Here is a 16,555-nt window from a genome sequence, read left to right as displayed (position 1 = left end):
ATGTCATGGGTGCCGTGGCTGCTTGGTGGCGGACACGTTCTGGTCCGCTTGGTGCTGCAGCTTTCTCTGCGGCTTTGGTTGCCGCTGTGAGCGGTTGTGCGGGGGCCCCTCCTGGCCCGGCGCCGTCGAGCGTCGGCGCGACCCAGGCAACGACCCAGGCGGCGACGGACTCTCTGGAACGCAGGGTCCAGCATTTCATGGATGGGGGTGCGACGGCCTTTGTTGGGCAGGTGAGATGGCCGGGCGGCGAATGGTCCAAGGCCTACGGGGTGCGAAACCTGGACAGCAAGGACCCGGCTCAGCCCCAGGACCGGGTAACTATTGCCAGCATTACGAAGTCGATGGTCGCCGTCTCCGTCCTGAAACTCGTCGACCAGGGGCTTATCGGGCTCGATGAGCCCGTGAACGGTGTCCTTGAGAGCTTCCGGACCACGCTCCGGCCGCCCGGACCGATCACCGTCCGCCAGTTGTTGAGCCATAACTCCGGCATGCCCGATTTCTTTGACTCGGAATATGCGGCGGGACCACTGAAGCAGGTTGCGAACACGCCGCTCAGCATGCAGCGAGGACTCGAGCTGGCCGCCACGCTGCCCTGGGAGTCCAAGAATCTGGACCGCTTTTCTTACTCGAACTCCAATTACCTGGCGCTCGGCCAGCTCATCGAAAAGCTGCGCGGACGGTCCGTCGCCGATGTGCTCAATGCAGACATCTTCAGACCTCTGGGCCTTCAGCACACGTCACTGGCCGAACCGGACCGCGAGGCTCCGGATAACATCCATGCCTACATCATTGATGGCGGCGAACGGGTCGATGTCACCCAGCCCGAAGTGCTCGTCGGCTCCCCCGCAGCTGGCGTCATCTCCACCACGCAGGACGTAAACAACTTCTACCGGGCCCTCCTCCGCGGCCAACTGCTTTCCCCCGCCATGCTTGAGGAAATGAAGAAGAAGGCCGGGTTCGCGGACTACGGACTCGGTCTCAGGCGGTTTCGTGACGCATGTTCCGGAGGCTTCCGCTACGGCCATCCAGGGAGTGCATTCGGCTACATCAGTATTTCCATCACGAGCGCCGACGGCGGCAGCCAGATCACGATGGCCATGACAATTCCGCCGCGGCCTTGGCAGGACCCGGCGACTGCACGCCGCGTCGACTTGCTCAGGACGCAGATGGAATCGGCAGCACAGGAAACCCTTGATCGCCTCTGCCAGTGAACAGACCTGGAAGCCGGGCCTGGGTGGAGCTCCACCCGTTGCCAAGGACGGCTCCTAGCCGCGTTTCGAATAGGGGGCATCGTTCTTGGCTCCCCATCCATTAGTCACGTTGACCATGTAGAACTTGCCTGTCCCCAAGGTGGTGGGGCCAACCTTGACGGTGATCATCTCCAGCCTGGGATTCAGGCCTGCCTGCCGGCCGTACGCTGTGTTGGTGACTGCCACCGAAACGGACTTCTTCAAGACCCGATTAGCAGCGGTGGTCCATGTCACCTGGACGCTGCCGCCGGTGAGGTTGAATCCTGTGATTTGCACTTTTCCCGAGGCCGGACGGAACGTGGTGTCCGTGATGACGGGGGTGGTTTTGCCAGCGGCAACCTGGGTCTTCAGTGGCGTGCCCGTGCCCCTGCAGGTGTAGTAGGAGTCCCACATGAACGAGATGATCTTGCTGGGGGCGTTGGCCAGTTGCTGAAGCTGCCGGTCTATGCGCGCCTTGGTGGTCTGCCCGCGGAGATTGCCTGCGCACGGATTCGTGCCCGCGGCCGGCGCCATACCTTCAAGGTTCGCCCAGAGCACCGCACCGGTTCCGGAGACGCCTGCAGCGGCAGCGAGGAAGTAGTCGCGGTTTGAGGCTGCGTACTTGCGACCCCAGGAACCGCTGCCCACAACGACCGCTGCAAAGCGGTCCACTGCAGCGCCGGCCTCGTGACCGAAATAGGCGCCCCCCTTGCCTGTGCCCATACCGTCTTGCACTGCGATGTTGAGGACAATGCCGCCGGCGGTCTGAGCGATTTTCCTGACCCCATTACGGGTCATTTCGAGGCTGATGTTGCCGCCCTGTACCCGCGAATCGAGGTATGGGCTCACCACTGCCGCGCGAGTGGGCATGATCCGGCGGATGGCATCGTTTTGAACGCGGTATGTGGTCAGGACGGAATCAAACGTGGCTCCGTCGCTGGTCGGCATCTCGGTGGTGTGGTAAAACCCGGCCAGGCCAGGCACGTTGTTTACTGCCGCCTGGTACTGCAAGTACCGTTCCGTGAATTGCGTGAATGTCCGCAGGTACGACAGATCAGGAAGGTATGGCAGATCCGTTCGATGGACGGGAAGTGGCAAGCCGGCAAAATACTTAACTCCGAGACTTGTTGCTGCCGCGGCCAGCGACACCGAGGGATCACCCGCCGTTGCGCTGCCCCCACCCACGACCACGACATCGTATGCGCCGTCCGAGGAAGTGCAGCCAGCGCCCCGGGCAGGGAACACCAGTACGGTGTAGGCCTTGCCGTTACTCGTGAGGCTCCGGTCGAGCGGACACTTCACTGCTGGCGCGCCCCATCGGCCTCTGTCTCTGTACGTGAAGTATCGGTTGACTTTGACCGTGCCGGCGGCCGCCTGGGCGCAGTTGACTCCGTTCACGAGGCAGTCGGGAGGCAGGGACGCCAAGGTGGCTGGCTTGAGCTGCGAGCCGAAGGTAATGACGGTGTCCCCGCCGATCGCCTTGATGTCGGCCAGCTTCTGTTTATTCACTGCATCCGACGGGCTCCCAGTAATGAAGAAGCCGCTAATGGGATAAACAGGCGAAGCGGCCGCGTGCGCCGGGGGACTATGCAAGACACCGATGAAAACGATCAGCGCCGTTAGTAGGACTGCCGCAGAATGCCGGTCATCCCGCGTGTTGGAGGACGTTTTCTCAGGTGCTCCCTTTGCCACGGCACATCCTTGTCGCTAAGGGCGAGACCAGGGACCTAACGAATTGAAACGTCCCCCCACGACGACCGTATGGAAAAGAATGCTCCGCCGGTCGGAGAAAGGCAATGATTTCACAAGGCTTATCACGTATTTTTGGCGGGCCTTCTGCAGGGGCCCTACTAGCGACGTGGCCGCAGGCCGGCCTCGTCGTGCTGCCGGGCACTCTGAAAGGCGTAGCCTGTTGCGGCGGAGCGGCCATCGATAGACTTTAAGTGCGCCTTGGCTGGCGCAGCGATTCGTCAGTGAAAGGCAAGATCATGACGGACAGCAGCGAATTTGAAGATCCCGAAGACGAGACAGCTCGTGAGCAACAACCCGAAGAGCCCGAACTCCGTGGCAGGTACGTCAAGGGCGACTACGGTGCCGCCGGCGCGGAACGCGGCCGTCACGCGGATGATGAGGAAGGCCAGTACACCCAGGGGGACTTTGGTGAGGCCGGCAAAGAGGGAGGCCTGCCCGAACCGCTCGGCAGCAAAGCGCAGGAAGCCGGAAGGTTTGTGAAGGGCGACTACGACAGGGCAGGAACCGCCGGCGGGCGGACGGCGGAATCGGAAGTAGGCCGCTATACCGAGGGCGACTACGGGCGTGACGGAAAAGTCGCCCCAACACGTCAGGCCGCTGCTGGGCCGAAACAAACTCCCGGCCCAGACGACCAGCCCACCACGTAGCCACGGAACGGCTATAGGGTGCTGCCTAGCCCTCGCACTCGATGCAGTAAGCGTGGCCGTTCTTCTCCACGGCGAGCTGTGAGCGGTGCCGTACCAGGAAGCAGGAATAGCAGGTGAACTCGTCCGCTCCCTGCGGGATCACCTGGATGATCAGCTCCTCACCGGAGAGGTCTGCGCCGGGCAGTTCCACCCCGTCCACGGTGTCGGCTTCGTCGAGCTCGAGTACGACGCTGCGCGCGTCGGGACTGTTCGCGGACTTCACGGCTTCGAGGGAGGCGTTGCGGGATTCCGCGACGTCGGGCCGTACTTCGTCATAATCGGTTGCCACGGTGTTGCTGCTCTTTCTCTGGGGGTCGCATTCAGGGGTATCGCATCAGGCCCACAGTACAACGCACGGCGGCCGTGTTTTGTGCCCGCTCGCGACTTCCAGTAGACGGCCCGCAACCGGGGCCCGCCAGACCGGCCGGCGGAAAGGCCCATTAATGCTTGCCGGCGCAGCTGGCTCACGGGGCACTTTCAGCCAGACCCGGTAAAATCGCGTGCATCCTCCACCCCTTTCCGGAGCCGCCAGGCGAGAAGCGAAGGCAGACCGATGGATGTTCCAGCACCACCGCCCCCGCCCCGATCGTCGCCGCCGCCGCGCAGGTTTCCAACAGAGGACCCGGTGGCAGCGCCGCCCAAAGTTACCAGATACCCGATCCCGGACCCCGTAACACCCTGGGAGCCTAGGCTCTCGGAGGAGCCTAGGCCCTCGGAGGAGCCTAGGCCCTCGGAGGAGTCTGGGACCGCCTCAGATCAGGCCCAAGGGCCGGTCCCTCCGGACGGCCAGCCAGGCAGGCGTCCCAGGCGCAAGTGGCGCCGCAAGCTCCTGCTGGCTCTGCTCGCCCCGCTGATTCTGGCCCAGCTCATGGCCTTCATGTTTAGCATGGGCATCACCGTGCCGCGCACCGCCTACATGCTTGAGGCCGGCGAGCCCGTCATCTACCAGTTCGTCTCGATCAACCACATCAACCGGCGCCTGCTGGCCGCGACAATCGCCCACGAAGACGAGCAGCTCGGTACCCGCTCTGGGGCCTTTGATCTCGGAGAATTCCAAGCCAGGGCGCAGGCGTATTTCCGCGGACAGCCGGACCCGAGCGGCTCCACCATTCCCCAGCAGCTGGTCAAGAACATCTTCCTCTGGGACGACCAGAGCGCCGTTCGAAAAGGGATCGAGGCTGTCCTCGCGACTCAGTTCAGCTACACAGTGAGCCCCCAGCGGACCTTGGAGCTTTACCTGAACTACGCCCAGTTCGGACCCCGGCTATACGGTGTTTGCGCCGCCAGCTGGTACTACTTCGGAACGCCGCCGTGGAACATGTCGGACTACCAGTCCGCCCAGCTGATGGGCGTCCTACCGCTGCCGGACCTGGTCAGGCGAGACCCCCACGGCGGCATCTACCTGGGCGAGGGCGTTCACCCGGCCGTGTGGGATCTGGTGAACGGGGCCGCCAACGTCTGGGTTCCCCGGCAGATCGCCGGCTTGGGCGGATGGCAGGCGGCAGTCGCGACAGTAGGCATCACTGACACGGCCGAATCCCACGCTGACGGGCGCGGCGACAGCGACGCGTGCTCGACCATGCCTCAAAGCGTGAAGGACCGCATCCAGAGCAGAGCCGGCTAGGCCGGTCCGCGCGCGTCGGTGGCCCGCCCGCTCTCAGGCCCGGGCAGGGGGTTCTCATGGGGCGGGCTGCCTTGTCCTAACGCGCCCAGACCGACGCCGCGCCGGAATGCCCGGTGATAATGCTCTGGTAGATAAAGAAGACGCCCGCCAAGGCGCCCGCGATCAGGAGAGCTACGCGGATGAACCGTTTGTCCCGAAGTCCGCCGAGAAAGGCCAGCCGCCGGCTGAAGGGCTCGTACGTGACTGCCAGCATGGCCGCCACGAGGACGAAAAAGACCACCGAAACCACCTTGAGCACGTCCCCCTGCTCGGCATGCTCGTGAACTAGGGCCGACGCCGGACGTACCTGCTCCAACTGCTCGCCCGCCTGCGCCGTCACGAGTGTCACTGGCACTAGCACCAGCGACAACACGCCCAGGGGCCACGCCAGGTAACTGCGCCACCGGGGTGCCACCGCATAGGCAATGGCGCCGAGGCCCGCGATCGGAGCCAGCACCACGACGGCGTGGACGAGCAGCACGTGGGCCGGGAGCCCGCCAATTTCGATCAAAAGAACGCTCCTCCGCAGGCCGCGTCGTCGGGACTCCTATGATTCTTGCATGGGTAAGCAAGAGCTCGCGGGAATTGCCGGGCCGCTCTATGCCCTGCCGTACGCCGAGTTCGTGGGGGCCAGAACGGCGGCCGCCAAAGACGTAGGTGCCGGTGGATCAGCCGGCGGAGACGCCCGGGCCCTCGCCGCGGAAGTTCGCTCCCTGCCGAAGCCCTCAGTGGCGGCGTGGGCGGTGAACATGCTCGCGGTTCACAGTCCCGGGACACTCCAGGAGATCGCCGAGCTGGGAACCACCATGCGCGCCGCGCAGTCGGCATTGGACGCGGCGACTCTCCGCAGCCTGGCCCAGGACCGGCGTCAGCTGTTGTCCGGTGCGGTGAAAACGGCAAAGGCGCTGGCTGCCCAGCAGGGCCGCGCGATCAGCGAGGCGGTGGCAACGGAAGTCGAGCAGACCCTTCGCGCCGCCACTGCCGACCCCGGGGCGGCGGCCGCCGTGCAAAGCGGTTGCCTGCTCCGGACGCTTTCCGCGGACGGTGTCGACGTCGTCGACCTCGCCGGCGCCGTGGCCGTCCCCGGCACTCTTCCGGCCAGTGGAACACACGCTGGAACGATAAGAGGAACTGCCGACGGCGGCCCGGCGGACGTCCGCCGGGCGGAACCGGCGGACCGGGCCGCACCTCATAAGGGCGCGGGCCGAAAACCGCCAGCGGAACAGCCCCGGCTGCGAGCTGTTGGGCACGCACGGACGACGCCGACCCGGCCCGCGGTGGAACGGGCACGGGCGGTCCTTAAGGAGGCAGACGAATCCGCCGCGGCCGCCGACGAGGAGGCAAGCCGGGCTGCGTCGGACCTGGAGGAGGCTAAGACGGATACCACCCGGCTCGCCGACGAGACGCGCGAACTGCGGCGGCGTCTGGAGCAGGCAGAAGCCGAGCTCAAGGGAGCGCGGAAGCGGCATGAGCTGGCCGCGGCCCTGGCGCAACAGATGGCACGAGCCGCGGACCGGCAGCGCCGCAAGGCAGTCCTGGCCCGGGAACGCGTGCTGCGGCTCGGCAACACGCCGGAGGAGTGAAGTCTTACTGTCGGAGGTCAGTTGCACACTGGAAGCATGAACAAGAACCAGGAGTTCCAGCAGAAGTTCAGTGAAGCACTGGATGCCGATGACCTGTACTTCGAAGTCACCTATCTGGACAGCGACTGCGGCCGGATTCGCACCGAGAGCTTCGACGACGCTGCCGCGGCGGACCGTTTCGCCAGCCGGTGCGTCGCAGGCGAAGATGGCTGGGCCGTTGTCGATGCAATCCCGGCCAAGATACGCCGCGCCGCCGCCTGACTCCCTCCGGAATGCTTCCCCGGCGGTCCGGAATGGCGTGCTCGGAACACGGTGGCAGCAGAAAAGGTGGGCAGCAGAAAGGGCCTCCACCCACGCGGGTGAAGGCCCCCTGCTAACGCCCTGCTAAAGCCAGCTGTTTAGGCGAAGTCGGAAACCGCGGGGTCCGGGCCGATCCGGCCGGCGCCTTCGGCGGAACGGTCCAGTCCGTTGATGGCCTGGATATCGGTCTCGTCAAGGGTGACGTCCAGTGCCGCGTAGTTCTCGCGGATCCGGGACTCGGTCACCGACTTCGGGATGACCACGTTGCCGATGGCCAGGTGCCAGGCGATGACAACCTGGGCCGGGGTGGCGCCGTGCTTTGCGGCAATCTGGGAAATGACCGGGCTCTCCAGGAGCTCACCGCCCTGCCCCAGCGGCGACCAGGCCTGGGTGAGGATGCCCTTGGACGCGTTGAATTCGCGCAGGTCGGCCTGGTTGAAGAACGGGTGGAGTTCGACCTGGTTGATCGCCGGAACCACGCCGGTCTCGTCGATCAGGCGCTGCAGACCCTCCTTGGTGAAGTTGGAGACGCCAATGGTCTGAACCCGGCCCCGCTTCTGGAGCTCGATAAGGGCCTTCCACGTGTCAACGTACTTGTCCTGCTTCGGCTGCATCCAGTGGATCAGATACAGGTCGAGGGTCTCGAGGCCAAGCCGCTCCATCGATTCCTCGAAAGCCTTCAGGGTTGACTCGTAGCCCTGGTCCGCATTCCACAGCTTGGTGGTGATGAAGATTTCCTCCGGCTTCAGGCCCGAACGCTCGATGGCCCGCCCCACCCCTGCCTCGTTACCGTAGATCTTTGCGGTGTCGATGTGGCGGAACCCGGCCTCGAACGCCTGGACCACTACCTTTTCGGCCACGTCGTCTTCAACCTGCCACACCCCGTAGCCGAGCTGGGGGATGGTGTTGCCGTCATTGAAAGTCAGTTCAGGAGAAAAAGTCATTCTTTTATCCTGCCAACGTCGGCCCGCTCCGGCCAGCGGTTCCGCGGGGCTAAGCTAGGCGCTTAAACCGGAATATTGCGGAATAAACCGGAAGCCGGCCGAAGTCCAGCCCCGGCCCGCTGCCGCCCCGAACGGCGCTCAGCCCGGCGCCGCAGCGCCGCCGGTTTCCTCCGCAAGCCGCCGTTCGGCGTCGGAGACCTGATCCAGCACGGATTCGGCACGCCGCCGCACGGAGGCGGCGCCCACCGGCACGGGGCCCACCGCGAGGCGAAGCATTGCGGCCGCCTCAGCCGTCATAGCCAGTGAATTGCCTGCCGTGGACAGGGCCCGATGGACCCCGGCCAGTGGCCCGGGGATATTCAGTCCGTTGCTGGGAAACCGCCGCTGGGCCTCCATGCAGATCTCACGGACCCGGGGACCGAGCGCCGAGAGCTGATCCGCGATGTCGACGAGCTCGGCATACAGTGCCTCGTCCTCGACGCCTTCGAGGACCTGGTGGTAGCGGTCAAGTCCGCGGTTGAAGCGGTCATGGGCGCGCCGCCAGAGGCCATTGCCGAGTTCGGCGTCGTCCCTGCGCCCCTGCCGTGCCGTGCTGAAGAAGCCCAAGGACGCGCTAAAGGTACTGGCCGGGACCGTGGTCCGGGTCGGCCGGCTCAAGGGGCTGGGACGGGTCGGCGCCGGGACGGGGCGCGGCGGCACGGACCGGTTCTCCGTTTTCCCCGATGATGACCCCGGGAGCGATCACGGTTCCCGGCGGCAGCTGGCGCAACTGCATTTGCGCGTGCTCTCTGGCGGCGTGCTGGGCGGCGATGGCCGTCTGGATGCCGTGGAAGAGTCCCTCAAGCCAGCCGACCAGCTGGGCCTGGGCAATCCGGAGTTCCGCGTCGGACGGGGTGGCGTTCTCGGGGAAGGGAAGGCTGATTCGTTCAAGCTCCTCCACGAGCTCCGGCGCCAGCCCGTCCTCGAGCTCCTTGATGGATCGGTCGTGGATTTCTGCCAGCCGGACGCGGGCGGCATCGTCCAGGGGCGCAGACTTCACCTCGTCCAGCAGTTGCTTGACCATCGTGCCGATCCGCATCACCTTCGCGGGCTGGTCCACCAGGTCATGAACTTCGCTTCCCCGGGGGAGCTTGGGCCCGGAGCCGGGTCCACCGGCCCGGCCGGCCGGCACTGAAGTCGGCGCCGCCAAGGGGGTACCGGGCAGGTCGTCGTCTACAGGGGTGCCTTCGACCGGTATGTCATCCGCGGTTTGGGCGCCGGACTGAGAGTCGTGCTGATCGCTCATGGGTTCATACTCTCACGGCCCCGGAGTCGGGAGCCGGGGGTCCGCCGAAAGCGGACGGGCGCCGTCGGGAACCCTTGTTCCCAACGGCGCCCGTCCCTCCCGGTGGTGCGGCGGCCCGTTCTCAGCGGTCAGCAGCACCGGCCCTGGGGGTTGGTGTCCTGCCGGTCGGTCCGGTCGCGCCAGAACTCCCGCTCGGTCAGCAGCGGCCCGGGGTGGCCCGCTGCCGAATGATGCTCGAGGTACTTCTTGTAGGCATCGGCGCCCAGAACCCCGCCGAGATACCCGGCAATCCCCCGGATCCCGGCGACGACGCGGTTCATGTCCGGCTCCGCATCAGTGGTGCCCGGACTTTTCGAGCCGTTCCCCGGCCGGGAGCTGGTTCCACGTGGTCACGAGCTCGCGCTCGGCCGCGGTGGGGATGAACCCGGCCGGGGCGAAGACCCGGGACGCCTGGGCAGGGTCCTCGTGCTCGACGTTGGGGCGTCCCGCTGCCGTGTTCCGCAGGGCCTTGATGGTGGCGATCACGGCCGTGATGATGACGATGATGCTCAGCACCACGAAGATGACCGACAGCCAGCCCTGGATCATCGTGTTGCGGACCACGGCCTCCATGGCGGCCTGGGTCTTGGCCGTGCCGAAGGAGGTCTTGCCGTCCGCCAGCGCCTTGGCGAAGGCTGCGTTGTTGGCGAAGTAGCCCACGGCCGGTACGGGCGAGAAAATCTTGAGGAAGCTCGCCGTGATGGTCACGACGGCGGCGAAGGCCAGCGGCACGGCCACAATCCACAGGTACTTCAGCGCGGTGCGCTTGGCGGCGATGGCCAGGCAGACCGAGAGGGCGATGGCCGCCAGCAGCTGGTTGGCGATCCCGAACAGCGGGAACAACGTGTTGATGCCGCCCAGCGGATCGGTGACACCCATCAGCAGGACGGCGCCCCAGGCCGCCACCATGACGGCGGTGCACAGCCAGGCGCCGGGCCGCCAGGAGTTGTCCTTGAACCTGGGGAGGAAGTTGCCGATCGAGTCCTGGAGCATGAAGCGCGCAACCCGGGTACCGGCGTCCACTGCCGTGAGGATGAACAGGGCTTCAAACATGATGGCGAAGTGGTACCAGAACGCCATCATCGCGGTGCCGCCGATGAACTGCTGCATGATGTGGGCCAGGCCGACGGCGAGGGTGGGCGCGCCGCCCGAGCGGGACACAATGCTCTGCTCCCCCACGTCCGAGGCCGTCTGCGCCAGATCGGCGGCGGAGATGTTGACACCGGAGAGGCCCAGGCTGTTGACCCATTGCGCCGCGGTCTCAACCGTGCCGCCGGTCAGCGCCACGGGGGCGTTCATGGCGAAGTAGATGCCGCGGTCAATGGAGATCGCGGCGACGAGCGCCATGATAGCCACGAAGGATTCCATGAGCATGCCGCCGTAGCCGATGAGGCGCGTCTGGCGTTCCTTCTCGATCAGCTTCGGCGTCGTGCCGGAGGCGATCAGGGCGTGGAAGCCGGAGAGGGCACCGCAGGCGATCGTGACGAACAGGAACGGGAACACGGCGCCGGAGAAGACCGGACCGTTGTCGCGGCCGGCGAACTCGCTGAAGGCCGGGACCGTGATCTCGGGCCGGACCACGATGATGGCCAGCGCCAGCATCACGATCACGCCGATCTTCATGAAGGTGGAGAGGTAGTCGCGGGGGGCCAGGAGCAGCCAGACGGGGAGGATCGCGGCGATGAAGCCGTAGACAATGAGGCCCCAGGCGATGGTGACCTTGTCCAGGTGGAAGAACGCGGCCCCCCATTCGGTGCCGGCCACGGCTCCGCCGCCGATGATGGCGGCCATGAGCAGCACGAAGCCGATGATGGAGACCTCCATGACCTTGCCCGGCCGGATGTAGCGAAGGTACACGCCCATGAAGAGGGCAATCGGGATGGTCATGCCCACCGAGAAGACACCCCAGGGGCTTTCGCCCAGGGCATTGACGACGACGAGGGCCAGGATGGCGACGATGATCACCATGATGAGCAGCGTCGCGATCAGGGCCGCGGTGCCGCCGATCAGGCCGAGTTCCTCCCGGGCCATCTGTCCGAGGGAGCGGCCGCCGCGGCGCATGGAGAAGAACAGGACCAGGTAGTCCTGGACGGCTCCCGCAAGGACGACGCCGATGATGATCCAAATGGTGCCCGGCAGGTACCCCATCTGTGCCGCAATGACCGGGCCAACCAGGGGGCCAGCGCCGGCGATGGCGGCGAAGTGGTGACCGAACAGGACGTTGCGGTCCGTGCGGACGTAGTCCTTGCCGTCGGCCTTGTACTCGGCCGGGGTGGCACGGCGGTCGTTGGGCTTGAGCAGGTAGCGCTCAATGACCTTGGAGTAGAAGCGGTAGCCGATCAGGTACGTACAAACTGACGCGAACACAAACCAAATGGCGTTGACCGTCTCGCCGCGGATGAGGGCGAGCATGAACCAGGCGACGCCGCCCAGCAATGCGATGCCCGCCCACAGCGCGATCTTGGCGGGGGTCCAGGTGCGGTCCGCCGCGGCGCGGACGGACTCATCCACCGACGTTGGCGGAAGGGACCGGTCCGGAGTGATCCCGTCGTCGAGCTGTGCGGTGCCTTGTGAGCTCCTGTGCAGGCTGCTGTTTCTGCTGTCGCCGCGGGTGCCGTCTGGCATTGTGCCCATTGTCTCCTCCTCGAGAATCCCAGCTGGGCAGTTCACGGATTCAGAACTGCCCTCCGGCACCCTACCAGTGAGGCGGGACACCCTGGCGGCAGGGGCCGGTTACGCGGGGAGGTTGCTGAGCTGCATCAGGCGGGCCTCACATAGATCCAGCCAGCGCACTTCGGCTTCGGTCTGGAAAATGAGGGAGTCCAGCACCAGGAGTCTGGCCGTGTCGGCCGGGCGCTGGAGACTAGCGGTCTCACGGCGGGTCTTGGTGTACTCCTGCAGGGCGCGGATGGACACGGCGCGCTGCGCCTGGATGATGGCCCCGACGTCGGTCCCGGGCATCGTGAGGCCGAGCGCGAGCTTGATGGCGAGTTCGTTCCGGGGCGGACTGGCGCGTGAGACCGGAGCGGTGAACCAGTCCCGGACATCGGAGCGGCCGGCCGGTGTGATGCTGTACATGACGTGCCCGTCGCCGTCACCGCCGTCTTTTTGGACCAGCCCGTCACGTTCCAGCCGGTCAAGGGTGGTGTACACCTGCCCGATGTTCAGCGGCCAGGACGAACCGGTGCGGTCCTCGAATTCGGTCCTGAGCTGGTAGCCGTAACGCGGACGGTCCTGCAGGAGGGCTAGGAGACTCTGGCGGATAGACATGGCGCTCCCGGGGTCAAGAAACCACACAGCATACACGCGCCCCAAGACGCGTGTATACCGCGTATGGAACTACGTTATCGTTCCGGGCGCCGCTCCCGCAACTTGAGCATTCCTCCGCCGGAATAAATCGCGACTGACCTGCGGTTTAGCGCGTCTGCCGCACCGCCGGCGACGCTACATAAGCAGCAGGACTTTGCCGACGTGGTCCCCTGAATCGAAGTAGGTGTGAGCGGCAGCGGCCTGGTCCAGCGGGAAGGTCTTGGCCACGAGGGGCCGGATTCTGCCGTCAGTCAGCATCGGCCAGACGGCATCCCGGACGGCGTTCATGATCACAGTCTTTTCCTCGACCGGACGGGGCCGGAGCGCGGTGGCGATGATGGCGCCACGTTTCCGCAGTAGCTGCCCGAGATCCAGTTCAGCCTTGACTCCGCCCTGCAGCCCGATCACCACGAGCCGTCCGTAGTCGGCGAGGGCATCGATGTTCCGCCCGAGGTATTTTGCTCCGACGACGTCGAGGATCACGTCCGCGCCCTTGCCGCCGTTCTGCGAGCGCAGGCTCGCGGGGAAATCCTCTTCCGTGTAGTTGATCGCAATGTCCGCGCCCAGGAATGCTTTGGCGGTGCCCACCTTCTCCGCGTTCCCGGCCGTCGTCGCCACGCGTGCGCCGAAGGCTTTCGCCAGTTGGATGGCCATGGTGCCGATGCCGCCCGTGGCCCCGTGGATGAGAACAGTTTCGCCCGGCTGCAGCTGCGCCGTCATGATCAGGTTGGAATATACCGTCGCTGCGACCTCCGGCAACGACGCCGCGGTGACCAGGTCAACGCCGTCGGGGATCCTCAGAACCTGCCCGGCCGGCACCGCCACACGCTGGGCGTAGCCGCCGCCGGAAAGCAGCGCCACCACCTTATCCCCCACGGAGAATGCTTTGGTGACGCCCGGGCCGAAGCCCGCGATCCGGCCGGAGACCTCGAGCCCGGGGATCTCGGAGGCGCCAGGGGGCGGCGGATAGAAGCCCTTGCGCTGCTGGACGTCCGCACGGTTCAGGCCCGCGGCGACGACGTCGATCAGCACCTCGCCGTTGCCGGCCACCGGGGCCTGAACCTCACGGACTTCCAGGACCTCGGGTCCGCCTGGCTCTGAGATATAGACAGCCTTCATGGAGCACTCCCGATTCCTAACTGGCCTCGCGCGCTCACGCCGCGATGGCCAGGTCCGTTCAACATCTCTCCCCAGAATATGGCGGGGAGCCGCACGCATCCGCAAGCGCAGCGTGTTTTTTGTGGCAGCCGACCGCCTATGAAAGACTACTCGTTGAGGAAGGTTGTCCGAGCGGCCGATGGAGCTGGTCTTGAAAACCAGTGTGCGGTAACCCCGTACCAAGAGTTCGAATCTCTTACCTTCCGCGACAGCGCAGAATTTGCGCGGTACAGAGGCCGGCTGGGCCAATCGAAAGGTTGCCCAGCCGGCCTCTTTCGCGTCCGCAGCACGGGACCGGAGGCCCCTGGACCGCGCTCAGGTCCCGCAGAACGTCCGGTAGGCGGCGAAGTCTTCCGGGCCGGCCGCGGCGTAGCGCTCAAGGCCGGGCCGCTCCTCGAAGGGTTTGGACACCGCTTCCAGAAGCCTGCCCAGCGGAGCCACGTCGCCGGCGGTAGCGGCGGCGAGGGCTTCCTCCACCAGATGGTTGCGGGGAATGTAGACGGGGTTCAGCCGGTCCATGGCGTTCGCGTCCGGGTCCAACGCGCGCCACCGCTCCGCCCAGGCATCAAAAGCCGCCAGATCGGGCACCATGCCGCGAGCAGGTCCCTGCTGGCCACGGGCGGCCTTGGCCAGGTTCCGGAGGAACGACGTATAGTCGACGCGCCCTGCCTGGAGGAGTGCCAGAAGCTCGTCGACGAGAGGCGAGGCGACGTCGTCGTCGGTGTCTTCGCGAAGCCCCAGCTTGGCCTTCATGCCCGCGAACCAGGCGGCGCTGTACCGCGGACGGAACCCACCAAGCGCGTCCACCGCCAGTTCCACCGCCTTGTCCTGGTCATCGTGAAGGAGCGGCAGGAGAGTTTCGGCAAGCCGGGCAAGATTCCACTCCGCCACCAGCGGCTGGTTGCGGTAAGCGTAGCGCCCGCCCTCGTCGATCGAGCTGTACGAGGCGGCGGGGTCGAACGCATCCATGAATGCACATGGGCCGTAGTCAATGGTCTCGCCGGAGATGGTCATGTTGTCGGTGTTCATGACCCCGTGGACGAAGCCCACCAGCATCCACTGCGCCACCAGCGAGGCCTGGGCAGCTATCACGGCCTCGAGCAGGGCCAGATAGGGGTTCCCGGCCTCCGCCGCGGCGGGGTGGTGCCGGCTGATCGCGTAATCGCCGAGCCTGCGCAACAAGCCGACGTCGCCGGTGGCGCGGGCGTACTGGAAGCTGCCCACGCGCACATGGCTGCTGGCGACCCTGGTAAGGACGGCTCCGGGCAGGACGGTCTCGCGCTGCACCGAACGCCCCGTCGCCACGACAGCGAGGGACCGCGTGCTGGGGATGCCCAGGGCGTGCATACCCTCGCTCACGATGTACTCGCGCAGCATCGGACCGACCACTGCCAGGCCGTCGCCGTTGCGGGCGAACGGTGTGCGCCCTGAACCCTTGAGGTGCACATCGCGCAGCTGCCCGTCCGCGTGCGCAATCTCCCCGAGCAAGAGGGCGCGCCCGTCGCCAAGCCGGGGCGCGTACCAGCCGAACTGGTGCCCGGCGTACGCCTGCGCCACCGGAGTCGCGTCGGCGGGAACGGCGTTGCCGGTGAGCAACAGCAACCCCGCCGGACTGCGGAGGAAGCCGGGATCGAGGCCGAGGTCGACGGCGAGGGGTTCGTTGAGCACCAGCAGCTGCGGGTCGGGGGCCTCCTCCGCCCGCCAGGGAATGGCCATCTCCGCAAACTCACGGGCGAAGCGACCCTCGAATGTGACGGTGGAAGGGGCGGTGTCACTCATCTTTCAAGGATAGATGGGACCGTTTCGATGAGGGCGTCTCGCGCCCGCTTGATATGTCGGAAAAATCCGGCATATCATCATCGCGTGCTTCCCGATCTGTTTGCCGCCCTCGCAAACCCTGCACGCCGCACCATTCTCGACGAACTCCGTCACAGGCCCAGAACAGCCGGGGATCTCACCCGGCTGCTCCAGCAAAGCCGCACCGCTGCCTCAGAGCATCTCGCGGTGCTCCGCGAGGCCGGGCTTGTCCGCGAGGAACGGCAGGGGCGGTACCGCATCTATCATCTCCAAGCCGCAGGCCTCGCCGAGGTCAGCGGCTGGCTGAAGCACTACGAGCACTACTGGACCCAGCGCCTGGACGCGCTGGCTGACCTTCTGGACGAGGAGAACCTGCCATGACCGACACCACCATCCGCCTGGAGCGCCACTTCCCCCACCGGGCCGACGCCGTTTGGGCTGCCCTCACCACTCCAGGGCTGCTCGCCCGCTGGTGGGCCCCGGGCGACATCGCCCCCACCCCGGGGCACCGCTTCACGATGGACATGGGCTCCTGGGGCCAGCAGCAATGCGAGGTTCTCACCGTCGAGCCCGGAACCTCGATCAGTTTTCTCTTCGCCGCGCGGTCCCTCGACACCACCGTCACGTGGACGCTCGAGGCCGTTGAGGACGGAACAGTCCTGCACCTCGAGCACGCCGGCTTCCGCCTCGACACCCCCATGGGTGAACAGGCGTTCCGCGGTATGGGCGGTGGCTGGCCGGGTGTCCTGTCCCGGATTGACGGGGTCCTCGCCGACGTCGGCCCGCGCACCTGACCCGAAAATCCGCCTC

Annotated in this window: 18 protein-coding genes and 1 tRNA gene; 8 read left to right on the top strand and 11 right to left on the bottom strand. The window is 66.1% G+C overall.

Going from position 1 to position 16,555, the window contains the following annotated elements; genetic code table 11:
- Positions 1-14 precede the first annotated feature (14 nt).
- Positions 15-1,211 (top strand): serine hydrolase domain-containing protein, encoded by a 1,197-nt coding sequence (locus ACFVVK_RS10340; RefSeq protein WP_390266354.1) that lies wholly within the window; start codon positions 15-17, stop codon positions 1,209-1,211.
- 54 nt (positions 1,212-1,265) lie between these two features.
- On the opposite strand, the gene ACFVVK_RS10335 is transcribed toward ACFVVK_RS10340, so the two are convergent.
- Positions 1,266-2,738, bottom strand: a complete 1,473-nt coding sequence (locus tag ACFVVK_RS10335; RefSeq protein ID WP_390266326.1) for a hypothetical protein — start codon at positions 2,736-2,738, stop codon at positions 1,266-1,268.
- 464 nt (positions 2,739-3,202) lie between these two features.
- Between ACFVVK_RS10335 and ACFVVK_RS10330 the strand changes: the two genes are divergently transcribed.
- Positions 3,203-3,628, top strand: a complete 426-nt coding sequence (locus ACFVVK_RS10330; RefSeq protein ID WP_390266325.1) for a hypothetical protein — start codon at positions 3,203-3,205, stop codon at positions 3,626-3,628.
- A gap of 25 nt (positions 3,629-3,653) precedes the next feature.
- Here ACFVVK_RS10330 and ACFVVK_RS10325 read toward each other — a convergent pair whose 3' ends face one another.
- A complete protein-coding gene (locus ACFVVK_RS10325; RefSeq protein WP_390266324.1) occupies positions 3,654-3,956 on the bottom strand; it encodes a DUF4193 domain-containing protein in 303 nt (100 codons plus the stop codon).
- A 579-nt stretch (positions 3,957-4,535) separates the two neighbouring features.
- On the opposite strand from ACFVVK_RS10325, the gene ACFVVK_RS10320 reads away from it, so the two are divergent.
- Positions 4,536-5,291, top strand: a complete 756-nt coding sequence (locus ACFVVK_RS10320) for a biosynthetic peptidoglycan transglycosylase (RefSeq protein WP_390266323.1) — start codon at positions 4,536-4,538, stop codon at positions 5,289-5,291.
- Between the two features lie 76 nt (positions 5,292-5,367).
- On the opposite strand, the gene ACFVVK_RS10315 is transcribed toward ACFVVK_RS10320, so the two are convergent.
- The gene (locus ACFVVK_RS10315) at positions 5,368-5,841 is read right to left on the bottom strand and encodes a DUF2231 domain-containing protein (RefSeq protein WP_390266322.1); all 474 of its coding nucleotides are present in this window, start codon (positions 5,839-5,841) and stop codon (positions 5,368-5,370) included.
- A gap of 49 nt (positions 5,842-5,890) precedes the next feature.
- Here ACFVVK_RS10315 and ACFVVK_RS10310 point away from each other — a divergent pair, with 49 nt between their 5' ends.
- Both ACFVVK_RS10310 and ACFVVK_RS10305 read left to right on the top strand, forming a co-directional pair.
- The gene (locus ACFVVK_RS10310) at positions 5,891-6,913 is read left to right on the top strand and encodes a hypothetical protein (RefSeq protein WP_390266321.1); all 1,023 of its coding nucleotides are present in this window, start codon (positions 5,891-5,893) and stop codon (positions 6,911-6,913) included.
- A 36-nt stretch (positions 6,914-6,949) separates the two neighbouring features.
- Positions 6,950-7,174 (top strand): hypothetical protein, encoded by a 225-nt coding sequence (locus ACFVVK_RS10305; RefSeq protein WP_390266320.1) that lies wholly within the window; start codon positions 6,950-6,952, stop codon positions 7,172-7,174.
- Positions 7,175-7,311: 137 nt separating this feature from the next.
- Here ACFVVK_RS10305 and ACFVVK_RS10300 read toward each other — a convergent pair whose 3' ends face one another.
- The 7 genes from ACFVVK_RS10300 to ACFVVK_RS10270 form a co-directional block, all read right to left on the bottom strand.
- Positions 7,312-8,157 (bottom strand): aldo/keto reductase, encoded by an 846-nt coding sequence (locus ACFVVK_RS10300; protein ID WP_390266319.1) that lies wholly within the window; start codon positions 8,155-8,157, stop codon positions 7,312-7,314.
- 138 nt (positions 8,158-8,295) lie between these two features.
- Positions 8,296-8,763, bottom strand: coding sequence for a hypothetical protein (locus ACFVVK_RS10295; RefSeq protein ID WP_390266318.1), 468 nt, complete (start codon positions 8,761-8,763; stop codon positions 8,296-8,298).
- A 7-nt stretch (positions 8,764-8,770) separates the two neighbouring features.
- A complete protein-coding gene (locus ACFVVK_RS10290; RefSeq protein WP_390266317.1) occupies positions 8,771-9,442 on the bottom strand; it encodes a bacterial proteasome activator family protein in 672 nt (223 codons plus the stop codon).
- A gap of 128 nt (positions 9,443-9,570) precedes the next feature.
- Positions 9,571-9,762 carry a YbdD/YjiX family protein gene (locus tag ACFVVK_RS10285; RefSeq protein WP_390266316.1) on the bottom strand — a complete coding sequence of 64 codons (192 nt, stop codon included), beginning with the start codon at positions 9,760-9,762 and terminating at the stop codon, positions 9,571-9,573.
- A 13-nt stretch (positions 9,763-9,775) separates the two neighbouring features.
- Positions 9,776-12,115: a carbon starvation CstA family protein gene (locus ACFVVK_RS10280; RefSeq protein ID WP_390266315.1), complete on the bottom strand. Its 2,340-nt coding sequence runs from the start codon at positions 12,113-12,115 to the stop codon at positions 9,776-9,778.
- A gap of 99 nt (positions 12,116-12,214) precedes the next feature.
- Positions 12,215-12,751, bottom strand: a complete 537-nt coding sequence (locus ACFVVK_RS10275) for a PadR family transcriptional regulator (protein WP_390266314.1) — start codon at positions 12,749-12,751, stop codon at positions 12,215-12,217.
- Positions 12,752-12,925: 174 nt separating this feature from the next.
- Entirely contained in the window at positions 12,926-13,909 is a 984-nt protein-coding gene (locus ACFVVK_RS10270) for an NAD(P)H-quinone oxidoreductase (protein WP_390266313.1), read from the bottom strand.
- Positions 13,910-14,066: 157 nt separating this feature from the next.
- Between ACFVVK_RS10270 and ACFVVK_RS10265 the strand changes: the two genes are divergently transcribed.
- Positions 14,067-14,154: transfer RNA gene (locus ACFVVK_RS10265), tRNA-Ser, on the top strand.
- Between the two features lie 109 nt (positions 14,155-14,263).
- Here ACFVVK_RS10265 and ACFVVK_RS10260 read toward each other — a convergent pair.
- Positions 14,264-15,727 (bottom strand): YdiU family protein, encoded by a 1,464-nt coding sequence (locus tag ACFVVK_RS10260; protein ID WP_390266312.1) that lies wholly within the window; start codon positions 15,725-15,727, stop codon positions 14,264-14,266.
- 84 nt (positions 15,728-15,811) lie between these two features.
- Here ACFVVK_RS10260 and ACFVVK_RS10255 point away from each other — a divergent pair, with 84 nt between their 5' ends.
- Complete coding sequence (locus ACFVVK_RS10255; protein WP_390266311.1) at positions 15,812-16,126, top strand: ArsR/SmtB family transcription factor; 315 nt, start codon at positions 15,812-15,814, stop codon at positions 16,124-16,126.
- A complete protein-coding gene (locus ACFVVK_RS10250) occupies positions 16,123-16,539 on the top strand; it encodes an SRPBCC domain-containing protein (RefSeq protein ID WP_390266310.1) in 417 nt (138 codons plus the stop codon). The genes ACFVVK_RS10255 and ACFVVK_RS10250 overlap by 4 nt, the downstream gene beginning before the upstream one ends.
- The last annotated feature ends 16 nt before the right edge of the window (positions 16,540-16,555 follow it).

It is taken from the genome of Arthrobacter sp. NPDC058192 (assembly GCF_042883665.1).
GTDB lineage: Bacteria > Actinomycetota > Actinomycetes > Actinomycetales > Micrococcaceae > Arthrobacter.
The sequence above is the reverse complement of the archived record's forward strand: the minus strand, read 5'-3'. Positions and strand labels throughout refer to the sequence as shown.

Excerpts from the sequence above, each read along its gene's own strand:
- ACFVVK_RS10320 (WP_390266323.1), top strand. The coding sequence starts at position 4,536 with ATGGCCTTCATGTTTAGCATGGGCATCACCGTGCCGCGCACCGCCTAC.
- ACFVVK_RS10310 (WP_390266321.1), top strand. The coding sequence starts at position 5,891 with ATGGGTAAGCAAGAGCTCGCGGGAATTGCCGGGCCGCTCTATGCCCTG.
- ACFVVK_RS10305 (WP_390266320.1), top strand. The coding sequence starts at position 6,950 with ATGAACAAGAACCAGGAGTTCCAGCAGAAGTTCAGTGAAGCACTGGAT.
- ACFVVK_RS10300 (WP_390266319.1), bottom strand. The coding sequence starts at position 8,157 with ATGACTTTTTCTCCTGAACTGACTTTCAATGACGGCAACACCATCCCC.
- ACFVVK_RS10290 (WP_390266317.1), bottom strand. The coding sequence starts at position 9,442 with ATGAGCGATCAGCACGACTCTCAGTCCGGCGCCCAAACCGCGGATGAC.
- ACFVVK_RS10285 (WP_390266316.1), bottom strand. The coding sequence starts at position 9,762 with ATGAACCGCGTCGTCGCCGGGATCCGGGGGATTGCCGGGTATCTCGGC.
- ACFVVK_RS10280 (WP_390266315.1), bottom strand. The coding sequence starts at position 12,115 with ATGGGCACAATGCCAGACGGCACCCGCGGCGACAGCAGAAACAGCAGC.
- ACFVVK_RS10275 (WP_390266314.1), bottom strand. The coding sequence starts at position 12,751 with ATGTCTATCCGCCAGAGTCTCCTAGCCCTCCTGCAGGACCGTCCGCGT.
- ACFVVK_RS10270 (WP_390266313.1), bottom strand. The coding sequence starts at position 13,909 with ATGAAGGCTGTCTATATCTCAGAGCCAGGCGGACCCGAGGTCCTGGAA.
- ACFVVK_RS10260 (WP_390266312.1), bottom strand. The coding sequence starts at position 15,727 with ATGAGTGACACCGCCCCTTCCACCGTCACATTCGAGGGTCGCTTCGCC.
- ACFVVK_RS10250 (WP_390266310.1), top strand. The coding sequence starts at position 16,123 with ATGACCGACACCACCATCCGCCTGGAGCGCCACTTCCCCCACCGGGCC.